This window comes from Enterococcus sp. DIV1421a (genome assembly GCF_051711025.1).
Lineage (GTDB): Bacteria > Bacillota > Bacilli > Lactobacillales > Enterococcaceae > Enterococcus_B > Enterococcus_B hirae.
Window position 1 is genome coordinate 1,026,204 of record NZ_JBIOLU010000001.1, and the last position, 21,527, is coordinate 1,047,730.

General features: G+C 35.4%; 10 protein-coding genes and 1 riboswitch. Of the genes, 8 read left to right on the forward strand and 2 right to left on the reverse strand.

Annotated features, from left to right (window positions below; genetic code table 11):
- Positions 1 to 42: 42 nt before the first annotated feature.
- The 3 genes from IGK21_RS04815 to thiD all read left to right on the forward strand — a co-directional run bounded on the left by IGK21_RS04815 (position 43) and on the right by thiD (position 7,067).
- A complete protein-coding gene (locus tag IGK21_RS04815; RefSeq protein ID WP_252703161.1) occupies positions 43 to 5,364 on the forward strand; it encodes a hypothetical protein in 5,322 nt (1,773 codons plus the stop codon).
- A gap of 75 nt (positions 5,365 to 5,439) precedes the next feature.
- On the forward strand, positions 5,440 to 5,880 hold the full coding sequence (locus tag IGK21_RS04820) for a universal stress protein (protein WP_010719609.1): 441 nt from the start codon (positions 5,440 to 5,442) through the stop codon (positions 5,878 to 5,880).
- A gap of 338 nt (positions 5,881 to 6,218) precedes the next feature.
- On the forward strand, positions 6,219 to 7,067 hold the full coding sequence (thiD, locus tag IGK21_RS04825; protein ID WP_088745315.1) for a bifunctional hydroxymethylpyrimidine kinase/phosphomethylpyrimidine kinase: 849 nt from the start codon (positions 6,219 to 6,221) through the stop codon (positions 7,065 to 7,067).
- Between the two features lie 189 nt (positions 7,068 to 7,256).
- Here the strand turns inward: thiD and cls are convergent, their stop codons facing one another.
- Entirely contained in the window at positions 7,257 to 8,708 is a 1,452-nt protein-coding gene (gene cls, locus IGK21_RS04830) for a cardiolipin synthase (RefSeq protein ID WP_010737327.1), read from the reverse strand.
- A 350-nt stretch (positions 8,709 to 9,058) separates the two neighbouring features.
- Here cls and IGK21_RS04835 point away from each other — a divergent pair, with 350 nt between their 5' ends.
- From IGK21_RS04835 to IGK21_RS04845, 3 genes are all read left to right on the forward strand, one after another.
- Positions 9,059 to 11,725 (forward strand): cation-translocating P-type ATPase, encoded by a 2,667-nt coding sequence (locus tag IGK21_RS04835; RefSeq protein ID WP_010719606.1) that lies wholly within the window; start codon positions 9,059 to 9,061, stop codon positions 11,723 to 11,725.
- A gap of 384 nt (positions 11,726 to 12,109) precedes the next feature.
- Positions 12,110 to 12,838 (forward strand): class I SAM-dependent methyltransferase, encoded by a 729-nt coding sequence (locus tag IGK21_RS04840; protein ID WP_181914896.1) that lies wholly within the window; start codon positions 12,110 to 12,112, stop codon positions 12,836 to 12,838.
- 639 nt (positions 12,839 to 13,477) lie between these two features.
- On the forward strand, positions 13,478 to 15,703 hold the full coding sequence (locus tag IGK21_RS04845; RefSeq protein ID WP_252703160.1) for a putative mucin/carbohydrate-binding domain-containing protein: 2,226 nt from the start codon (positions 13,478 to 13,480) through the stop codon (positions 15,701 to 15,703).
- A 207-nt stretch (positions 15,704 to 15,910) separates the two neighbouring features.
- On the opposite strand, the gene IGK21_RS04850 is transcribed toward IGK21_RS04845, so the two are convergent.
- Complete coding sequence (locus IGK21_RS04850) at positions 15,911 to 17,062, reverse strand: hydroxymethylglutaryl-CoA synthase (protein WP_096709253.1); 1,152 nt, start codon at positions 17,060 to 17,062, stop codon at positions 15,911 to 15,913.
- A gap of 185 nt (positions 17,063 to 17,247) precedes the next feature.
- Here IGK21_RS04850 and IGK21_RS04855 point away from each other — a divergent pair, with 185 nt between their 5' ends.
- A complete protein-coding gene (locus tag IGK21_RS04855; protein ID WP_181918553.1) occupies positions 17,248 to 19,689 on the forward strand; it encodes a hydroxymethylglutaryl-CoA reductase, degradative in 2,442 nt (813 codons plus the stop codon).
- A 218-nt stretch (positions 19,690 to 19,907) separates the two neighbouring features.
- Positions 19,908 to 20,075, forward strand: a riboswitch (M-box (ykoK) riboswitch).
- 281 nt (positions 20,076 to 20,356) lie between these two features.
- Positions 20,357 to 21,496, forward strand: a complete 1,140-nt coding sequence (locus IGK21_RS04860; RefSeq protein ID WP_181914897.1) for an FtsW/RodA/SpoVE family cell cycle protein — start codon at positions 20,357 to 20,359, stop codon at positions 21,494 to 21,496.
- The last annotated feature ends 31 nt before the right edge of the window (positions 21,497 to 21,527 follow it).

Genomic DNA, 21,527 nt, shown 5'->3' on the forward strand with positions numbered 1-21,527 from the left:
CCTAAAAAACTAAGTATATTAATGAAGAACGGAGAAATGCAAATGGAAAGAGACTTTTATGAGAAAGAATATATGGAGATTAGAGGAAATGAAGTATCTTGTAAAGAAAATGAAGAGTGGATCACAATTAACCTATACAACAATCCCAACTTATTGGCGGATAGTATTTATTTATTGAATAAATTATTAGATGAACAAGATGTACTATATGGACATGTTTTTCAGAATAAAAAGGAAATTTTAGAAAAAAGTATATTGAAACGATTGCCAGAAAATCAAAAAAAAATATTTTTAGACTGGCAAGAGGTTACACAGTTAATCGCTAAGGCTGACTATAGAACAAGACAAAATTTTAGGGAGTTGTTCCTTAAAAAAAAATTATTTTCTTTAGAAGAAAAGGCAAATTTTTGTGTGGCTTTTCAAGAGTTGATAAACGATATCAAAGATAAAAAGGAAAAAAAGTTTAAAGAGCAATTTTATGCTAGTTATTCATTAGATGATAGCGAACTAAGTGAATCCATGGAAATTTATCATTATTTACATCCATTCGAGAATGAAAAAATAGTTAAATCAATGAATAATATCGAACAAATATTTATTGATTTGGTGTCTCCTTCTAGTAGTACAAAAAGAAAATGGGGGAATCAAATGGATGATGTAGTCCGAGCCAGTTTGATTTTAAAACGGAAATTATCCTCGACACAATTGAAAAATGATTTATTTAAAAGAATGGTGGAGCCCTATGTTTTTTCTGATAACCACCCCAACTTTAATACGTTTATGGAGACAACCGTTAACTCCTATCTTAAGGAACATCCCACCACAGATCCTGACTATAGTTATTTGCCAATTAAAAAAGAACAGGAACAAGTTGAATTATCTCTGACAAACGAGGTAGAACCATACTACTTATTTGCATTGAAAGAAATCCGAAAAGGATTTAGAAAAGCATCAACAGATCTATTCACACATATCTACTTACATACAACGATTGAAGAAAAACGATATATCATTGATGACTATGCAAAACAGTATTTAACTACATTTGATTATTTGGATTTTATGCTCAGGACAAGACAACAACGATCTCAGGGAAAATGGAATGAAAATGATCGTTTACAAGAAAGTCTCCATCTACTCGTGGATGGAAAAAGCAGAAGGGCTTACGAGGAACGAGCGTATTATTTGGCTTATCTTGAAGAGACGACATTACCAAATTCTCTAAAAGATACTTTGAAATACCTCTTATTGAACGAGCTAACTTCTGCTGAAAAAGCACAAGCGTTAGAGCTTGTTCCTGAGAAAAGACAATTGTTACTACTGACAAAAGAATTAGATAGAAAGACTGTATATGAACTTGAAGCAATCCAACAAGGCAAAAAACAGGTAACAGATGATTATTTTTTAGTGGCCTTAGCGGCGTATAAAAAGACCGATTCGAAAAAGCATCAAGAAAGAATCAAAGAACAAGCCAAAAAATACCTAACGGAAAGTAAGTATGTTGAATTTGAAATTCATACCCAATTTCAAGATGAATTTAGAAAAAAATCAGTCACACAACCAAATGTAGATTTTCAAGAAAATGGACTAAGTCGTTTTCTTAAGAGGGAATACTTATCTGCTAATGAAGTTCGGGCTTTTTACTTGGCGTATCTTGATGCACAAAAATTACCGAATAATATCCAAATAATTTTTGAAAAAGTTTTGATTAAAGATTTAACGGATAAAGAAAAAAAAGAAGTGATAACGCTATACTCAGAGAAAAGACAATTATTATTGCTGGCAAAATACTTAGAAAGCGATATTGTGTTCGAACTTGAAAAAATCCAACAAGGGAAAAAAAGGGGAACAGATGATTATTTCAGAGCGATATATAATAACAGTGATTCGATACTAGCTCGAGAAATGATTAAAGAACAAGCTCAAAAATATTTGACTGAAAGTAATTACCTAGCATTTGATATAAACAACCAACTCCAAGAGGAAAGTAGAAAAACGGACTTTACTTTACCGACAGTTGACTTTAAAGATGAAGTACTACGGTATTTTATTGACCATGAAGTATCATCAAAAAGTGAAATGATCATTTATTATCTAGCCTACCTTGAAGCTAAAGAAATACCAAGTGATTTAGAAACAATAAAAAACTTGAAAAAAAATGTCGCAACCCCAAACCAAATCGATATTGATGAATTGATTTTAGAAAAAAAACAACTTCTAACAATAGTTAACGAAATAGGCCCAAGCGCATATGAAAGATTAAGATATGACATAGGAGTATCAATCGGCTTCTTTACGGAGATGTATGAAAAAGTGAATTCAGTTGATACTCAGCAGTTCATCAAAAATCAAGCACAATTGTCTTTAGATGCTGAAAAAAATTTAGAATTTAAAAAACGTATTGCACTTTATGAACTAAGCAAATCTAGTAAATTAACCTTTGAAGTTGACTCTTTTATTCAAAGACAACGTCATTCTCAACAAAAAAATGGGGAGAACTATCGAACAAAAATCAGCCTTGAAGACATAGGAAGATTGAGAGAGCATAATCTGTCTTCTCTAGCTGAGAGGATGGTTTATGTCCAGAAGTCTACCGAAGAAATAGAAAGCAAAAAAAACGATGAACCAAAAAGTGTCAAGGAAGAATTACAAGTTTTTCTTGCTCTAATTTCTCATTTTGATGATGATGATAAATATAGATATATGGACAGTCATTTTGAAAATATATATAGTTCAGTCAAAAAAAAATCTCATAATGGGAAACACATTTTATCTCTACCAAAAAAAAATAAGGCTTTAAATAAATTAAAGGATAAGTGGGTACTGTATGATGAAGAAAAGGGAAGAAACTGGCAGTCAGTATTAGAACTTAATAAACAGAAACAATCGAATATTACCGGTTTTATTAGCCGAATCATTTTATTACCTACATGGCAATCTGTAGCCGAAATTGAGCCTTTATTTATCGCTGTAAAGAAGAGAATAGAGAAAAGATTAAAACGTTTTAGCCAAGAGGTGGAAGCAAGTCAATCGAAAACGGATGAAGAAATTTTAGCGCTCGCAGAAAAAGACTATAGAGTCAAAAAACTACTTACATACTATCAAAAAATTGCTCCGGCAGTTCCGTTGAAAGATTTTGCAAAGACAACGCCAACCGTCGTTGCTCATTTTAAAAATTCAGCACATCAACTTGCAAGAGAAGATTTAGGGGAAGATACAGAGTTATCTGAACAAATTTATGAGCTAGGTAAGCAAGACCTCCCGTTTTGTGCAGATTTAATCCAATATTTGGCATCAACTGGTATCAATGAAAAAGCGAAAGATATTCTAATATCTCCTAATGAGGAAAGTCAAAGAAGAGCCAAACAAATAATAGAAATTTATAATCAAAAGCTCGACATGGCGCAGCAAAAAAATATTTTGGAAACTGAAAAGAAGCAGCTGCAGATTGAGAATGATACCCAACTGAAAGAATTAGTAAGGAATGGTGTCTTTAACTTTCAAAAAGATAAGCGTAAAGAAATACATATAGGACAGGCTAATGTTGATTCTGTTACGAAAAATAAACAATTACAGAAATTTATCAAAGAACTAGCTGAAAATTTAGATACAGATATGCAAAGAGAAGCAGCGATTCAAACAGTAATGAAACCAAATTTAAGTTTGGAGGAAAGGGAAAAGTTTTACGCTTACCTAAAAAACGACCCGTTTCTTCCATTATTCTTACAGAAGGATAACTTATCAAAACTTGAATTAAAAGCTTATGTAGATGTTTGTCTTAAAAAAACAGACTTATCTTTTAAAGGGAAAATTTCTAGCTGTTTGAGGGATTATTTAACAGTAACTGAAAAAGAAAAGCTAAACAAATTGATTACTGAAAAAGAAGTTATCCGTGCAGTTGCAGAAGAAATCAATCTTCAAATAGCTTTAGAATTGGAGCGAGTAGTAAACCAAAACAAACAAGAGATTGATCCACTCGTAGCAGTTTATCGTCAAACGTCCTTTACACCAATTAAAGAGTTTGTCCTACAACATGTTGATTCATCATTGACTGATGAAAATCGCTCTGAATTTTATCAGAAAATTGATTCTGTAGCTCCTATAAATCAACTAGATCAGACTAAATGGAAGGCCCCCTCAACAAATAAAAATGTAAAACAAGAAAATGATAGATTCTTATTTTCATTGATGGATGAAATGAAAGAAACATTAGAGCAGCAAAAACTTGTCTATTACTTTCCAGAAATAGTTAAACAAATTTTGCCTCCTAAAATTAGGAATTTGGAGGAAATAGATAAAGAATATCAAATAACAAGAGAAAGATTAGAGGAAACGGGTATCCATTTTACATACGGGCAAATGCAAAAGTGGATAGACACTTTTGATGAAGGTCCTATAGTAAACGATAATAATCATATATCAATACTTAAAACAATTGCAAAAGTAATTGAAAAACATATGGAACGAAAAGGAATTCTAATAGAGAATATTCCAACCGACAAAGCGGAAAATAATATAGTAAAAGAAGAATTAATAGCAGCAATCGAACAATCAGTAGTCAAGATTAACAAGGATGACTCCGATAAAAGTGTAGAAGAAAAGTTTAGGGATCATCTTTCGAATTATCCAATTATTCTAAATTTAATAAAGGAACAACCTGAAATAGGGAAAAAATTACTGAAAAAATGTCAGGACAGACTTCCTTTTGTTTCGCTAACTTCTTCAAAAGAATTTCGTGAAATTGTCGATAATGAGTTCGCTATAAGAAATACTAACATTAGGAAGTTTGCACGAAAACATGCCCCGCAAGTAAGAAGCCAAATGACAGTAGAAAAACAAATCTATGATTTGTATCAAGAAAATTCAGCTTGGTGCTGTGAAAATTTACGAGCGATCCTCGTCGATTATGTTGGGTTCAAGAATATAAATTTAAACCCAATTTATAGACCTAAATTATACTCTTTTCAAGCGTGTGGTAATTTTGATCAATGGAGATTACGGGGTAAAGCACAAAAAATAATCAATTTTTATACAGGTATCGCTTCAAATTTAGAAAGAGTATTACCTAAAGAACTTCAAGAAAAAGAACCAGTGAATAAGGAAAGACAGACTGAAATATCATTAGAGTCAATAGTGACCAAGCATGAGAAGTTAAATAATGATATGGTTTTAACAGAGACGAACGAAAAGAAGAAGTTATTTCCTGCCACGGATTATTTTGAATCGAAAAGTAATTTAAGGCAAAGGGAGCCACTAATAAAAAAATTGCATATGACTCAGATAAAAGAAAAAGCAAGCCAAGAAGGTTACAGCTCTAATGAGAGAAAAACGCATGAACAAGTTCAAAGACAAGCGAATCGCTAAGTTTGGTCAGTGCTAGTAAATTAGTTGTTCCCTTAAAATAATCGTGCTACACTGATTGTAAAGGAGGCGGTTTCAATGGCAGACACCTATAAAAATATATTAGTAGCAATTGATGGATCAGAAAAAGCAGAAAAAGCCTTTTCTGAAGCAGTTACAATTGCAAAAAGAAATCAGGCAAAGCTACACATTTTGTACGTAAACGAAGTAACGGGTAACTATTTCGGTGATTTTGCATTTGTTACAACGAACTTACAAGAGGAATTAGATGAAGTTGCAGAAAACCAAATGAAAGAGCATCGCAACTTAGCAATTGAAAAGGGACTAACAGATATCGAGACGTATATTTTGTATGGATATCCGAAAACATTGATTGCAAATTTCAATGAATCAAAGGAAAAAATTGATTTGATTGTTATGGGGGCTACAGGATTGAATGCCGTGGAACGTGTCTTAGTTGGTTCAACTACTTCTTATGTAGTCACACATGCACCGTGCAATGTGTTGGTAGTAAAATAACGTCACTCGCTAGTTAGTGAGAGGATGCTAGAACTGAGCAGTACACTGAAGAAGCAAATAAAAAAGTAAGCCGAAGAAGCTGAGCATCATTTCTTTTATGTCAGTTATCTTCGGTTTTTTTTATGCTGTATTTTGCTTATTTCATCTTTTTAACTAATTAGTAAGTGATTAGTTAAAAAGATCACTATTCTTAAGGAGATATCTTGAATATTACTAATTTGACAAAAGCTGCAATCAACAATTGTCCATCCACTACGATTTGATTCCTTAAAGTAAGAAGTGGTATAGTTGTGTAGAATAGGGAATGAGTTGGAAAAATAAAAAAGGGAATGAAGTGTATGAACGACCAATATGTACAAGTCATGACGATCGCGGGATCAGACAGTGATGGAAGTGCAGGAATGCAAGCAGATATGCATACTTTCTTTACCCGTGGCGTCTATGGTGTATCAGTTATGACGGCTTGTGTGGCAGGAAATTCTTATGGGATCGGAGCAAGTGTGACCTTACCAAGTGAGTTCATTGATAAAGAATTTTCTTTGATCGCTGAAGACTACCAAATAAGAGCGGCTAAAACAGGTATGCTAGCTGATGCAGAATTGATTGAAACAGTAGTTAAAAATTATCAACAGTATAACTTCGGTCCTTTAGTGGTCGACCCAGTAATCGTGACGAAGCATGGAAATCTATTATTAGAAGAGGCTGCTTTAAGTAGTCTGAAAGAAAAACTAGTACCGTTAGCGACTGTCTTGACGCCGAATTTCTATGAAGCAGAGAAATTAACTGGACGAACCTTAACGACAGATGAAGATTATGTTCAGGCCGCTGTTGACTTACAAGCAATGGGTGCCAAAAATGTGATGATCAAAGGATTTCATACGAAAGAAAGTAATCAAGAAGAAGTAAGAGATTATGTGTTGCTGGAATCTGGACGATCATTTTGGTTAAGTGCAGTCTTTTATCCGACAGATCGAATCAACGGTACAGGAGACACATTGTCGGCTTGCATCGCTGCAGAATTAGCGAAGGGAAAAACAGTAGAAGAAGCAATCCGAACGGCAAAAGACTACGTCAATATTGCAATTGGTGAAGAAATCATTGTCGGTCACAAGTATGGTCCCATTAATCACTGGGCAGCAGAAAAGCAACTCTCAGCAAAAAACTGTTCTTCAAAAAAGAATCAATAGCTATCTAAAAGAATCGTTTTTTTTTGCTTTTATAATTTTTCAAAAAAGTATAAGTGAATCATAATGTTTTTAATAGTAAAAATGAAAATGGGACTGAAAAAATCAATTCTGATTCTTCAGTCCCATAAATTATAGAGCCTTTTTTGTGGATCAAGCAAAAAACTCATTTTAAATTTGAATGTTTATGATTTATAAGATAGGTGAAAACAAACGAGAAATTTGTTGTTTGAATAACAACCAGCCAGACATTTCTTTGACTGTTTCCGTGGTCATCGGTGTACATTGTTTTTCATCTTGTAAAAATTGATCTGCTAACTGGGTTAAAAAGGCTGGATCATAAATGACAGCACTGGTTTCGAAGTTCAACCGATAACTTCGAACATCTTGATTGGCAGAGCCGACCATACAAATTTCATCATCCATGATCAATGTTTTCGCATGTAAAAAACCATTCTCATAAACCAAGATTTGAACGTTTTCTTTGATCAATTGACGTGCATAATATTGGGTTGCTCGGTAAATAAACGGATGATCAGGTTTATTAGGAATCATGATCTTGACTTCTACGCCAGAAGAAGCGGCAATTTTTAAGGCAGCGATCACACTTTCATCTGGAACCAGGTAAGGTGTTTGAATCCATACCCGTTTTTTAGCAGCTGTGATCAATTTAATAAAGGATAATTTAATTTGTTCACGTTCGTTGTTAGGACCGCTTGATACTAATTGAATCGAAGTATTTTCATGCTTGTCGTCTTTCCCAAGTTCTTTTTGAAAAAAGTAATCAAGATGATAGGCAACCTTCTTTTGTTCGGGTACTGAAACATTCCAATCCGTTAGAAAACGTAGCTGTAATAACGAAGCAGCAGCGCCATAGATTCGAATATGAGTATCACGCCAATAACCAAACTTTTTGGTTGGATTGACATATTGATTGGCGATGTTAAAGCCACCGGTATAGCCGATTTTACCATCGATCACGACGATTTTACGATGATCGTGATAATTCAATCGGAATCGAAGTAACGCTCTTTGTGACGTGACGAACGTGTGGACATGACCACCATTTTGGATCAAACGATTAAAGTCTTTCGGTTTAGTGCCGTGTGAGCCAAACGCATCATATAATAAGCGGACTTCAACCCCTTCAGCAGCTTTTTCTTCAAGTAATGTCAAGATTTGTTGTCCGATGTTGTCCGTGACGAATGCATAATATTCGATATGAATCGAATGCTTTGCCTGCCGAATATCACTTAATAGAGAAGTTAATTTTTGTTGACCATCTGTTAATAAAGTGACGGAATTACGTCGGGTTAATGGCATGCGATTTAAAGAAGAGAAGAAGTCAACAAATTGTTGATGCTCTTCATTATCCATGACGGGATCATAGTGATCGATCGTATCTCCTTTGAAATCTTGAAAATTTTCTAGTTCTTTCAAGTCGCTTTGTCTCAAATAAAATTTTTTCTTATCAGTCAATCCGCGACCGAAGAAGAGATATAGGATAAATCCAAGACCTGGAAGAGCAAATAGTACGAGCAACCACGCCCAGATTGCAGCTACGTCACGAGGTTTGATTAAAATAGTTACTAAAGCAATTAGTGCATTGATGAAATAAAGGATCGTGAGAATAGTGATAACCAAAATAGCTTCCTCCTTATTTAGAATAACAAACAGTATTATATCATGAGAATCCTTAGAATCCTAAATTTGAAGTTGCAGAGATTATAAAGTGGTTTGAAAAAATAAAGAACCACAAGGCAAAGTGGTTGCAATTTTCTATTCATTCATGTAGGATAAGAATATAGTTGAATATCTCCTTAGGGGAGTAACCGACAACGTTTGTTGTGATAATATCAACAGTAAGTTAACCATTTGGTTTTCTGGTATTGTATGAAATGGTGAGACCTAAGACAAATCCGCATTTGTCTTAGGTCTCTTTTTTTTCAGTCAGAAAACTTTTTGGTAACGAAAAATAAAATGGGGGATGGAATTTGGAAAACAAAGAACAGGCTCAGCAAGTTGTCTATAAAGAACCAATTGACTCGCTGATGCAAAAAACACAGAGCTCAATCGATGGTTTGAGTACATCACAAGCAAAAGAAAAGTTAGAAAGAGACGGATTGAATCAGTTAAAAGAAGCACCTAAGAAGCCAACGTGGAAATTGTTTTTAGAAACTTTTAAAGATGCAATGGTTATTGTCTTGTTGATTGTCGCTTTGATTCAAATGGTCATGGGAGATTATATCGAATTTTTCGTTATTTTTGCCGTATTGATGTTGAACTCCGTGATTAGTGTGATCCAAACGAAGAAAGCAGAAGGTTCTTTAGAGGCATTGAAAAATCTTTCTGCACCTGATGCACGTGTGATTCGTGATGGAAAAGAAAAAACGATCCCTGCGAATGAACTGGTTGTAGGAGATATCGTTTTATTGGAAGCAGGAGATTATGTCCCTGCCGATGGTCGGTTGTTAGAAGCTGGATCATTGAAAGTGGATGAAGGGATGCTAACTGGTGAATCGACAGCATCGGAAAAAGAAGTAACTGATATTAGTCAGACAGTGCCGATTGGTGATCGTATCAACATGGTATTTAGTGGAACAATCATTACTTATGGTCGTGGGAAATTCTTAGTTACCGCTACTGGAAATAACACAGAAATCGGTGAGGTGGCAGGGTTACTTGAATCAACAACTGAACAAGTAACACCACTACAGCGTGGATTAGATAAATTTAGTAAGAAGTTAAGTTTAGCGATTTTAGCTTTATCGTTAGTTATTTTAGGTATCCAATTGTTCCGAATCTATCTTGGCGGCGGCACAGGTGATTTAACTGCTGATATCGTTAGTGCAGTAATGTTTGCAGTCGCTGTTGCGGTTGCTGCCATCCCAGAAGCATTACAATCAATCGTAACGATCGTTTTATCCTTGGGAACCAATAAAATGGCGAAGCGACATGCCATTATCCGAAAATTACCAGCAGTGGAAACACTGGGTTCGACTAGTATTATTTGTACAGATAAAACTGGGACATTGACCCAAAATAAGATGACGGTAGTTGATTATTATCTAGCGAATGGTTCGACTGGAGATTTTACCGATGATCCAAAAAAATGGACAGACGATGAAAGACGGTTGATTGAAATCAGTGTATTAGCCAATGATGCTTCCATCAGTGAAGATGGTACGAAACTTGGAGATCCGACAGAGGTAGCGTTTATTGATTTTAGTGAAAAATTGAATCAACCGTATCAAGAAATCCGTAACAATTATCCAAGAAAAGCTGAATTACCATTTGATTCTGATCGAAAATTAATGTCGACTGCTCATAACATTGATCAGGGACACTATCTTTTTGTTAAAGGTGGACCAGATATCGTGTTTGCTCGCAGTAAAAAGGTCTTGCTAAATGGTGAAGTTGTACCAATGACAGAGGAATTGATGAAACAATTCAAAGAACAAAATGAAGCTTTCTCAAACAAGGCATTGCGTGTTTTAGCCTTTGCTTATCGCCCAATTGAAAGTCCAGAGTTGTCATTTGAAGATGAAAATGACTTGATTCTAGTTGGATTACTTGCCATGATCGATCCTCCAAGAGCAGAAGTCACACAAGCAGTTAAAGAAGCTCGAAGCGCTGGAATTAAAACGATTATGATCACTGGAGACCATAAAACGACTGCTGTTGCGATCGCGAAAGAAATTGGGATCTTTGCAGAAGGAGATCAAGCACTTACAGGGACAGAGTTAGATGAATTGACCGAAGATCAATTAAACGAAGTCTTGGAAAAAGTGACTGTATACGCACGTGTATCTCCTGAAAACAAGATCCGAATCGTACGTGCATGGCAAACAAAAGGACACATTTCTGCGATGACAGGCGATGGTGTTAATGATGCTCCGGCCTTGAAACAAGCGGATATCGGTATTGCCATGGGTACGGGTACGGATGTATCGAAAGATGCGGCAGCGATGGTCTTGACCGATGATAACTTTGCTTCAATCGTTAGTGCCGTAGAAGTAGGACGTAATGTTTTTGATAATATCAAAAAGGCGATTGCCTATTTATTCTCTGGAAACTTAGGTGCGATCATTGCGATTGTCTTCGCTTTAGTTGCTGATTGGTCCAATCCATTTACAGCATTACAATTATTGTTTATCAACTTAGTCAACGACTCATTACCAGCGATTGCTTTAGGAACAGAAAAAGCCGAACCAGCTACAATGAAACGTCCACCAAGAGATCCAAATTCAGGAATCTTTACCGATAAAACATTGATCTCGGTTACTTATCGTGGCGTACTAATCGGTATCGCAGTCATTTTTGCGCAGTGGTTAGGAATGCAACATTCACCAGAATTTGGCGTAGCAATGTCATTTTCTACATTGATCTGGTGTCGAACATTACAAACGTTCCCTGCGCGTTCTAACACACAAACAGCGATCCAAGCAGGTTTCTTCGCAAATCGAAGCGTATTGTTAGCTGTTGTAGTATGTAGTGCATTGTATTGCTTGACGATGATCCCAGGCTTGAAAGAAGTCTTTTCAATTCCAGCAGCATTTGGTTTGACAGAAGTCTTTACGTCAATCGGGATTGCCTTAGTAACGATCATTTTAATGGAAATCACAAAACTGATCCTTGTACACGTACAAAAAGAGAAATAAAAAGGAATACCTGGGATAATTTTTTGATGTACTATTCAAAAGTTAATAGCAGAGTATTTCACCAACAGGCTGGTATGGCTTCGGGATTCAACCGAATGTATACCAGCCAGTTTTTTGTTCGATGACAGCTTTATTCTTTACTTGATGATAGCTGTCTAATATACATAGTGAAGAACTATATCGGCAATTTAAAAATTTGGCTCTGATGAGATAGAAAGAAAGGAAAACACATGTGAATCATGTATAATGAAAGGACAGAAATTTTAAAAATAATTATTTCTATAAGCCTAAGAGCAGGTAGGTTTTGGTTATGAATTAGTCAGTATATTATTTATTCCGAAAAGTGAAAAAGCGATATAAAAATAGAGAAATAGAGGAATGAAAATGAACGAAGAAGAATGGGACGCCTTTGCAAGCGATTACTACATGAATCAAAAAGAATCAGACAAAACAATTGTCCGAGATGTCATTGAGTATCTAAAAAAAGAAGCTGCATTACCAACTGAGAAAATAGTGGATGTAGCAGGTGGCGCTGGACGCTATCTAGCGATGTCAAAAGAAGCAACTACATATGAATTGATAGATTTTTCGGATGAAATGTTGAAGTTTGCTACTGAAGAAGCAGCTAGATTGGGGAGGGAAAACATTCATCTAACGAAACAGACTTTTTCTGAATTTCTGGAAAATGGAAAAACGTATGATTTTATTTTCTCTGCTTCTAATCCGGCTTTAGACGATTCCGTAAAGTTAAGTAGAATGTTAACAAAGATGAAAAAATATTGTGTCATCCTAAGAGTTGTCTCTTCTAAAGAAGATCTGTTTACATCGTTGGAAAAAAAATTAGGAATTTTCGAAGAAGATGCTGTGACTTCACCAGTAATAATGGATCAATTGGAAACTTATTTAAAAGACGAAGAATGGTCCTATAAAAGAAAAGAATTTACGTATACGTTTAAAGAAGAAATTACGGAAGATTTTATGAGAGCTTATTATCAAGAATGTCTAGAAGAAACAATTTTTAAAGAGTATATTCAAAAATATTTTGACCCAAAAGAAAAAATTGTTAGTACAACGATGTTGACCTATCGGCTACTACTAATCAATAAGGAGTGACCCAAAATGGGCATGACTAGTTTTGTTTACTCTAAGAATATAGAGAAAAACGATTTATCTCTTAGGACGGATTGACGAGGAATGACTTTTTGAACACCGTTTATCCGTCTTTAGAGATATGATGAGAAGAGACTGAGGCAAGTTGTGATATGCTCCCCCTATACAGGACTTTTATATTTCAGTGTCCTATATAGGGGGGAGCATATCAGATTGGCTCAGTTTTTTTTTGTTGTGGCTAATGGAGTAATCGAAAATTAACGTAAAAGAAAAAACACTTATATTTGCTTGTGTCTTAACAATTCACTCTAAGAAATCGGCCTAAAACTATTTTTTGACTGTTGGTTATCTTTCTAAAATAATAAACGGAGAAAAATGAGTTGTCAGATATATTGGTCTTATGTTTTCTTAACTGTTTTAAATCATTTTTATTATTTTATAAAATAACAAATCGTTGAAATATTTGTTTTGGAAAATTATAGCTTGCATCTTAATTATTTCTTTAAAAAAATAGTTTAATTGAAGTGAAAGTATAATTTTTATTGTGGTTGTTGACTATTTTATTTATACTTAAATGTATACGATTGCTTTGTTTGATTAAATGGCAATTTGTATAAAATTACATAACAGGAGGTTTTTTGTTTGAAAAAGATTTTTTTGATAGGGTTATCAGTGTTATTTTTTGGTTGTTTGTTTTCTACGAATGTTCAGGCGCAAGAGGTAATTAAAAAAGAGATTTTTAGTATTCCTGAACCAACTTGGATCTTCAATGCAGGGATGAATAAAGGAAAAAATCATGATCGCCAGGATTTAGGATTTATCTTGCCAGAAAATGTTGAATTGAGGATTAGACAAACAAATAAACAATTCAAAAATAAATTAAGATTGAGATTGTTAGGTAATGCCTCAAGTATCGAAAAAAGTATCTTAGTTGATTCAGAATGGGTAAGTATAAGTGCAGATAATCCTTTAGTTCCGTTTATTGATACGCCATATGGAGAAGAAGCTGCTCAGATTGAATATGAAATCGTCACTTCTGAACGTATTAAACCATTACCAGTTTATAGTTATCATGGAGATGATACTATGTTTCTTTCAATGTGGGACAAGTTCGATGCTGAATATGCTTTGATTAAAGGACCAGATTTTCAATTACTTGTTCCTAAAAATGATAAAGAAAAAGTAAGAAACTTGAAAGATTACCGTTCCTTAGATGAATTGATCGAACACTACATCGAATTGTTTGGTTACTATAATCAAATCGCTGGTTTTGATAACTCGTCTAAAGAAAATCAAAATGGAGTGAATCGCTTTTTCTTGAAAGCAGATAAAAACGGAGGTGTCGGTGCTTATTATTCTTCAGAATGGGCAGCAAATAGCTATAGCACAGTCGAGTGCTGGTTAACTGAAGACAGTTGGAAAGTGTTGCATGAAATTGCACATGGCTATCAAGCTGGCTTCGATAACATAGGGATGTATACAGGAGAAGTCTCGAATAACTTATTTGGTGTACAGTATCAATATCTTATCTATGGAAAAGAAGCAGATGAAAAAGGTTGGCTATTTAATTATGGTAAAAAAGAAGAGGTAGAAAACGCACTATACGAAAAGCTAATCAATCAGAATGGAACTTATGCTGATGCTGATCTGCGCGAAAAATTAATTTTATTAACAATGTTAAAACAAAAAGCAAATGATGATTCGTTTACAAAGATGTATCAGGAATATCGTAAAATAGCTAATCAACCAGATTTTAATCGCAACGATTACCCATTGCCTGATTTAATGAATCGTATCTATAGTGAAAATAGTCAACTAGATTTTTCAGGTGTTTTAGAGAAATGGGGATTGACGCTTGATCAAGTACAAGTTCAAAAAAATCGTGAGCATGGTTATCCGGCAGTCGCTTCTTTAGCTGATGTCGTACCAGAAAGTGAGTTGGCACGTGCGCGTGAATTAGTCGACCCATCTTATTTGATCAATTCTAATTTTGAGATGGTACAAAACAAGGAGATTGCTGCGCTAAATCTAAAAGGTGATCTTACGATTGAATTAAGTTTGAAAGATTTAAACCTATTAAAAGGTTCCAAAATAACTTTAAAAGATGGAGCGAAAGAAATAGCTACTCAAGAAATCACTGGAGGAGTAGTCACTTTTAAAAACATTCCTAATGGCATCTATTGTGCAGAATTCTCTGGAAATCAAATGATGTATTTCATCCCACAGAATAGTTATGTTTACGTGAAAGAAGCAACAAATCATGCGGTTATTACGTTGGACGAAGTAAAAGATAGCCAAGTCATTGATTTTCATGGAGTGAATGACAGGAAGTTTGGCTCATTTACATTTAGAACAAACAAGAACAGTGATACTCAAGAAGCAATTGTTTCAGTTACGCATTCGAGACCTCATTATCGTTATGAGAATGAAACTTATGTAAAAGTAATGGTCAAAAGTAGTACAGGAGAACTGAAATACGAAAAAACGATCGAAGGCATAGAGTCTGTTACTGGTGAAGAAAATGTATCATTGAAAATAGGTGATATCGTTGAAATTTATCATGCAGAACCTAAAAACCGCTTCATTTCTTCTGAAGGGATCGTTGATACTACGCAATCGACCAATCGTTGGGTAGTAACCCAATTTGGATTAGAAAACCTAGCTTTGAAAAATGATGCCAAAGAGGATCTCAAAAAAAGAATTACGTCATTAGCCACTCAACTTTGGGATAAAGAGTTAGTCAATCCGGTTCCAAGTGACCGATCACCTGAAAAAAAATTGTTATGGGTGATGATTGATCAAACATCATTAATAGAAAAATCAGAATATCGAACTTTATATTATATACTATTCAAAAAATGGTTCTAAACATTAAGAAGCATCATATAGTTTATGAAATAGGATAGAAAATCAAATAGCGACTTACAGTTATTTATTGTCACAACAATGTTGACAAAAGTAATTGCAAGCCGCTATTTTTTGTTTTACTGCTTTTTGTAGCTATATGTTAAAAGTTGCTTTTTTGCAAACATTTTTGATTACCTATTAAATCAATCAGGCAGTTGTCTCATATGGTTACTTGTAGTAACGAATATCATTTTCAACTTTATAGATTGAAAATGGTACATCGGAAGAATATTCGGCTATTTCCCCATGTTCAGGTAATTTTTCCTTGAAGATTGTTTCATATTGATCGACTGTGACAGCTTCTCTACCTTCTAACATTTCTTGATGTAGTTCAGTCAATAGGAAATCTTGATAGCCGTCTTGTAAGTAACCTGTGAAAAATTCACTGACAGCACCCGAACCATAGCTGAATAAGCCAATTCGATCACCTGATTTTAACACTTGTGAGTTCTCTAAAAGAGAAATCAATCCTAGATAAAGAGAACCAGTATAAAGGTTACCAATTCGCCGACTATAACGAATACTTTCTTCATAGCGAGTTAATAAGCGATTTTGTGTTTCTTCATCTGTCTGATCCAAGACACTTTGTAAGGCTTTTTTTCCCATTTTTGTGTAAGGAATGTGAAAACTTAGCGCATCATAGTCTTCTAAAGTAAATCCTGTTACCTCTTTATGTCGATTCCAGACTTTTTGAAAAGATTCGATATAAGTGGAGTTGGATAAAGGACCATCAACCACTGGGTATTGCGCATAATCAGGACGCCAAAAATCATAAATATCTTCGGTTAAGAAAGTACTATCGTCTTCGATAGTGATGATTCGTGGATCTTTGGTAACCATCATAGCGACAGCACCCACACCTTGTGTCACTTCTCCACCACTAGCTAGACCATAACGGGCGATGTCACTAGCGATCACTAAAACTTTTCGATCTGGATGATTTTTTACATATTCTTTTGCCATGTGGAGAGCAGCAGTTCCACCATAACAAGCTTCTTTTACTTCAAACGAACGAGCAAAAGGTTGGACTTTCAATAAATGATGGATAATTACAGCACTCGCCTTTGAATGATCGATGCCAGATTCCGTTCCTACGATAACCATATCAATCAGCTCGCGATCTTCATTTGTGACGATCCTAGTAGCTGCATTTGCTCCTAAAGTCACGATATCTTCTGACACTCGGTTGATGGCCATTTGATCTTGGCCAATACCGATATGGTATTTAGCAGGATCATCTCCCCGACGTTCAGCTAACTCTGTCATATCTAAATATAAATTTGGAATAAAAAAGGAAAGACGATCAATCCCTACTTTCATTTCAACACCTCTTTACTCATGATAAAAAAACTTACTTTACTAAAGTATCATAAAAAGATTAAAAGAAATATAAAAAAGCGAATATTTAAGGATTTGTAAAATTTATTCCTAGATTTTTTTGAAGCTGTAGTGAGGTATTTGTTTTTAGCATAAACAATGGTATATTTTTCTAGGAGGTGACTGACTTGAAGGAAGTCGTTATTATAGATGCTGCGAGAACGCCAATTGGAAAGTATCGTGGCAGTTTAAGCAGTTTTTCTGCTGTAGAATTAGGAACAATCATTACAAAAGAACTGTTAGAAAAAACAGGTATCCATAAAGAAAACATCGATCAAGTAATATTTGGAAATGTATTACAAGCGGGGAATGGTCAGAATGTTGCCAGACAAATTTCTGTCAATAGTGGGATCCCTGTTCAGGTTCCTGCCATGACAGTCAACGAAGTATGTGGCTCAGGAATGAAGGCGGTTATTTTGGCTCGCCAATTGATTCAGTTAGGTGAAGCTGATCTAGTAGTCGCAGGAGGCACTGAAAGCATGTCACGTGCGCCACTGCTTCAGCAATATGAAGCAGAAAATGCAACTTATGAAGAGCCGATCTCAAGTATGGTCAATGATGGGCTGACAGATGCGTTCTCAAATGCACATATGGGCTTAACTGCTGAAAAAGTAGCGAACGAATTTTCCGTTACGAGAACAGAACAAGATCAATATGCGCTCAACTCACAAAAAAAAGCAGCTCAAGCTAGTGAAAACGGGGTATTTGAAGCAGAAATTATTCCCGTTACTTTACCTGATCAAAGAATCATGGATAAAGACGAAGCCATCCGAGGGAATAGTACACTGGAAAAATTAGGGACTTTGAAAACTGTTTTTTCCGAAAATGGGACTGTGACAGCAGGGAATGCTTCTCCGTTAAATGATGGAGCATCGGTATTGATTTTAGCTTCAAAAGAATATGCGATCAAACATGGGCTTCCTTATCTTGCAACGATCAAGGCTGTTTCTGAAATTGGGATTGATCCGAGCATTATGGGAATTGCACCTATCTCAGCAATCCAAACATTATTGAAAAAAGCAGAAATTTCTATTGATCAAATCGATCGTTTTGAGATCAACGAAGCATTTGCGGCTTCATCGATCGTGGTCAATCGCAACTTAAAACTAGCTGAAGAAAAAGTCAATGTAGATGGTGGTGCCATCGCACTCGGTCATCCGATTGGTGCAAGTGGTGCTCGTATTTTGACAACATTAAGTTATGGCTTGAAACGAATGAACCAACAATATGGTGTGGCTTCTTTATGTATTGGTGGAGGCTTAGGACTAGCCATGTTACTTGAAGCAAATCTAGAAACGGAACAATCAAGTGACAAAAAAAAAAAGTTTTATCAACTGACGCCTGAACAACGTCGGAGTCAGTTGGTTAGTGAAGGAATCATCAGTCAATCACAAGCTGATGAATTAAAAGTAGGAACACTCTCTGAAGAAGTAGCCAATCATTTGATTGAAAATCAAATCAGTCAAGTTGAGATTCCTCTAGGGATTGCACCTAATTTTCAAATCAATGGAATCAAAAGGCAAGTACCGATGGCGACAGAAGAACCGTCTGTAATTGCTGCAGCCAGTAACGGTGCAAAAATATGTGGAGACATTACAGCAATTACACCACAACGCCTGATGCGTGGTCAGATTGTACTATCAGGGGAACTGGATAATCGAGGCATAACTGATGCTGTCATCGCCAGACAAGATGAACTACTAGCATGTGCGAATGCAAGTTATCCCTCGATCGTGAGACGTGGTGGTGGAGTGCAGGAAATCGCAACAAGAAACTTTAAGGGCAATAATTTGGATTACTTATCGATCGATTTCTTGGTTGATGTAAAAGATGCGATGGGAGCTAATATCATCAACGCTATCTTAGAAGGTGTTGCCCAGAAAATACGTTCCTGGTTTCCTAAAGAAGAGATTTTATTTAGTATTTTAAGCAATTTCGCAACAGAATCATTAGTAACAGCTAGTTGTGAGATTCCCTTCGAGCGATTGGGAAAAACGATTGAAGCAGGAAAGAGAATTGCTGAAAAAATCCAACAAGCTTCCGAGTATGCTAAATTAGATGTTTATCGGGCAGCAACACATAATAAAGGGATCATGAATGGCATCGAAGCTGTCATTCTTGCTACTGGAAACGATACGAGAGCTTGTGCAGCTGCCGTTCATGCGTATGCTGCGAAAGATGGTGCTTACCAAGGCCTGTCAGACTGGCAAATGATTGGAGATAAGTTAGTTGGACAATTAACGGTACCTTTGGCAGTGGCAACAGTTGGAGGGGCTTCTAGGATTCTTCCAAAAGCAAAGATTGCACTAGACATGTTGAAGATTGAATCAGCAAAAGAATTAGCTCAAATCATTGCTGCCGTCGGTTTAGCACAAAATTTAGCTGCTTTGCGGGCATTAGTGACAGACGGTATCCAAAAGGGGCATATGTCGCTTCAAGCTAGAGCCTTAGCGATCACAGTCGGGGCACAAGGAACTGAAATTGAACAAGTCGCTGAATTTCTAAGAAAAGCCGAAGGAATGAATCAGGACGTAGCTAGAAAATTTTTGATGCAATTACGTAAAAAATAAGTATTTATAAAAAGAGAGACTGATGGGGATAACAGCAGAATGGATAAAAAGCTACTATATATTTATTATATTTATTCATATTATTCCTAGTCAAAAGCTCTCTTTTTTTGCTAATTGCCGGTAAAATTAAGGAAAAGGTTAAATATGACTAAATTTTTGCGAACTTTCTACGGGATGCTATTGTGAAATTGTTCGTTAAAGGATATACTTTTTTCAAATTTAATACTTGTTAGGCGAGGCTCCTAAACAAACATAGGCTATTGCGCAGAAACGTCGAAAGACGCCAATGTGTAAAACAGGAATTGTCGAATTAAGGCTCTTCATAAGATAGCTAAGAGAAATCTTTACGTTGTTTAGTGTCAAAACTCACACGATGAGATAGTTGTTGATGTACGCAACTTTAACAAATAAGCCGAAACTTCTAAAAATCTTTGCTGATTTTTGTGAATTTTCGGCTTATTTTTTGGAGTTGGATATTTACACCACTTACTTGAAAATAAATCACAGCACATTTTGATCACGCTACTTTTATTTTTCCTCATGTGAAAGTGACTCCTTTTGCCTAATAGAAAGGATGGCAAAATGGATACTAGTTGATAACGGATGTTTTGATAAGAAGATTAGAGAAATTCTGGTTACGAAAACTTTCGTTTAAGAGGTGTTGTGTGTGAAATCAAAATCATTTGAGTTTAATTATGCGTTATTTTTGCCGATTTTTCTTTTTTATTTATTAAGTATCGGTGTGCAATATGGAGCAGCAGTCTACGACCAAGTGCCTTATAAAACTATTGTTTTAAAACAAGTAATCTTTTGCATTGCTTCATTAGGACTTTTGTTACTGACACAAAAAATCAAGACAGCGTTATTGTTACGATTGTCTCCTTATTTTTATGCTATTTCATTAGCAATTATGAGTTTGCTCTACAAATTTTATGATCCGGTGATGTACCAATTAACCGATACGAAACGTTGGCTGAGGCTTGGTAGTTTTACTTTTCAACCTTCTGAATTGGTTAAATTGACTTTTGCATTAGTTCTCGTTTATTTCACCTTGCTTTATGAAAAGAAAGTCAGTGAACGTACCGTGAAAACGGATCTGATCTATGTCTTTCAAGTTCTGTTGATCAGTTTACCAACTTTCTTGTTGATGTATATGCAAAAAGATTTTGGGACAAGTTTGGTATTTATTATTTGTTTGGGGGCTCTGTTCATGATTGCAGGGGTCCATTGGAAGATCTTGGCCGTATGTGCTAGTTTTTTATTTATTATTGGGGTCATATTGATTTGTCTAGTTTTTACGAAATACGGTAATGAGATCCTTTATAGTCTGAACTTTAAGACGTATCAATTAGACCGGGTGAGAGCTTGGATCGATCCTTTTGCTTATAGTCAATCGATCGGATACCAACAATCACAAAGCTTATTATCTGTTAGTGCAGGTGGATTTAGTGGACGACCAGCTGAAATACCACCAATCTATGTACCAGTACGTGAATCAGATATGGTATTTACTGTAATTGCCGAAACGTTTGGTTTTTTAGGTAGCGTGACCGTCGTTTTTCTATATTTCTATCTTTTCTACCAAGTTATTTACACTGCGATACAGACAAACAATAAAGGAAATCTATATCTAGCGGTAGTACTCGTATTTGGACTATTATTTCAAATCGTAGAAAATATCGGCGCTTCGATTGGTTTACTGCCTTTAACAGGAATTCCTTTGCCTTTTCTAAGTCAAGGAGGAACCTCCTTGTTGATCATGGGAGGCGGATTAGGTATGATCTTAGGTTTTAAAAAAGTAGAATAAGTCATTTGTTTAGTCAGATGAAGTTAGAAAG

Coding starts and splice junctions, on each gene's coding strand:
- IGK21_RS04815 (WP_252703161.1), top strand. CDS start 43: ATGGAAAGAGACTTTTATGAGAAAGAATATATGGAGATTAGAGGAAAT.
- IGK21_RS04840 (WP_181914896.1), top strand. CDS start 12,110: ATGAACGAAGAAGAATGGGACGCCTTTGCAAGCGATTACTACATGAAT.
- thiD (WP_088745315.1), top strand. CDS start 6,219: ATGAACGACCAATATGTACAAGTCATGACGATCGCGGGATCAGACAGT.
- IGK21_RS04850 (WP_096709253.1), bottom strand. CDS start 17,062: ATGAAAGTAGGGATTGATCGTCTTTCCTTTTTTATTCCAAATTTATAT.
- IGK21_RS04820 (WP_010719609.1), top strand. CDS start 5,440: ATGGCAGACACCTATAAAAATATATTAGTAGCAATTGATGGATCAGAA.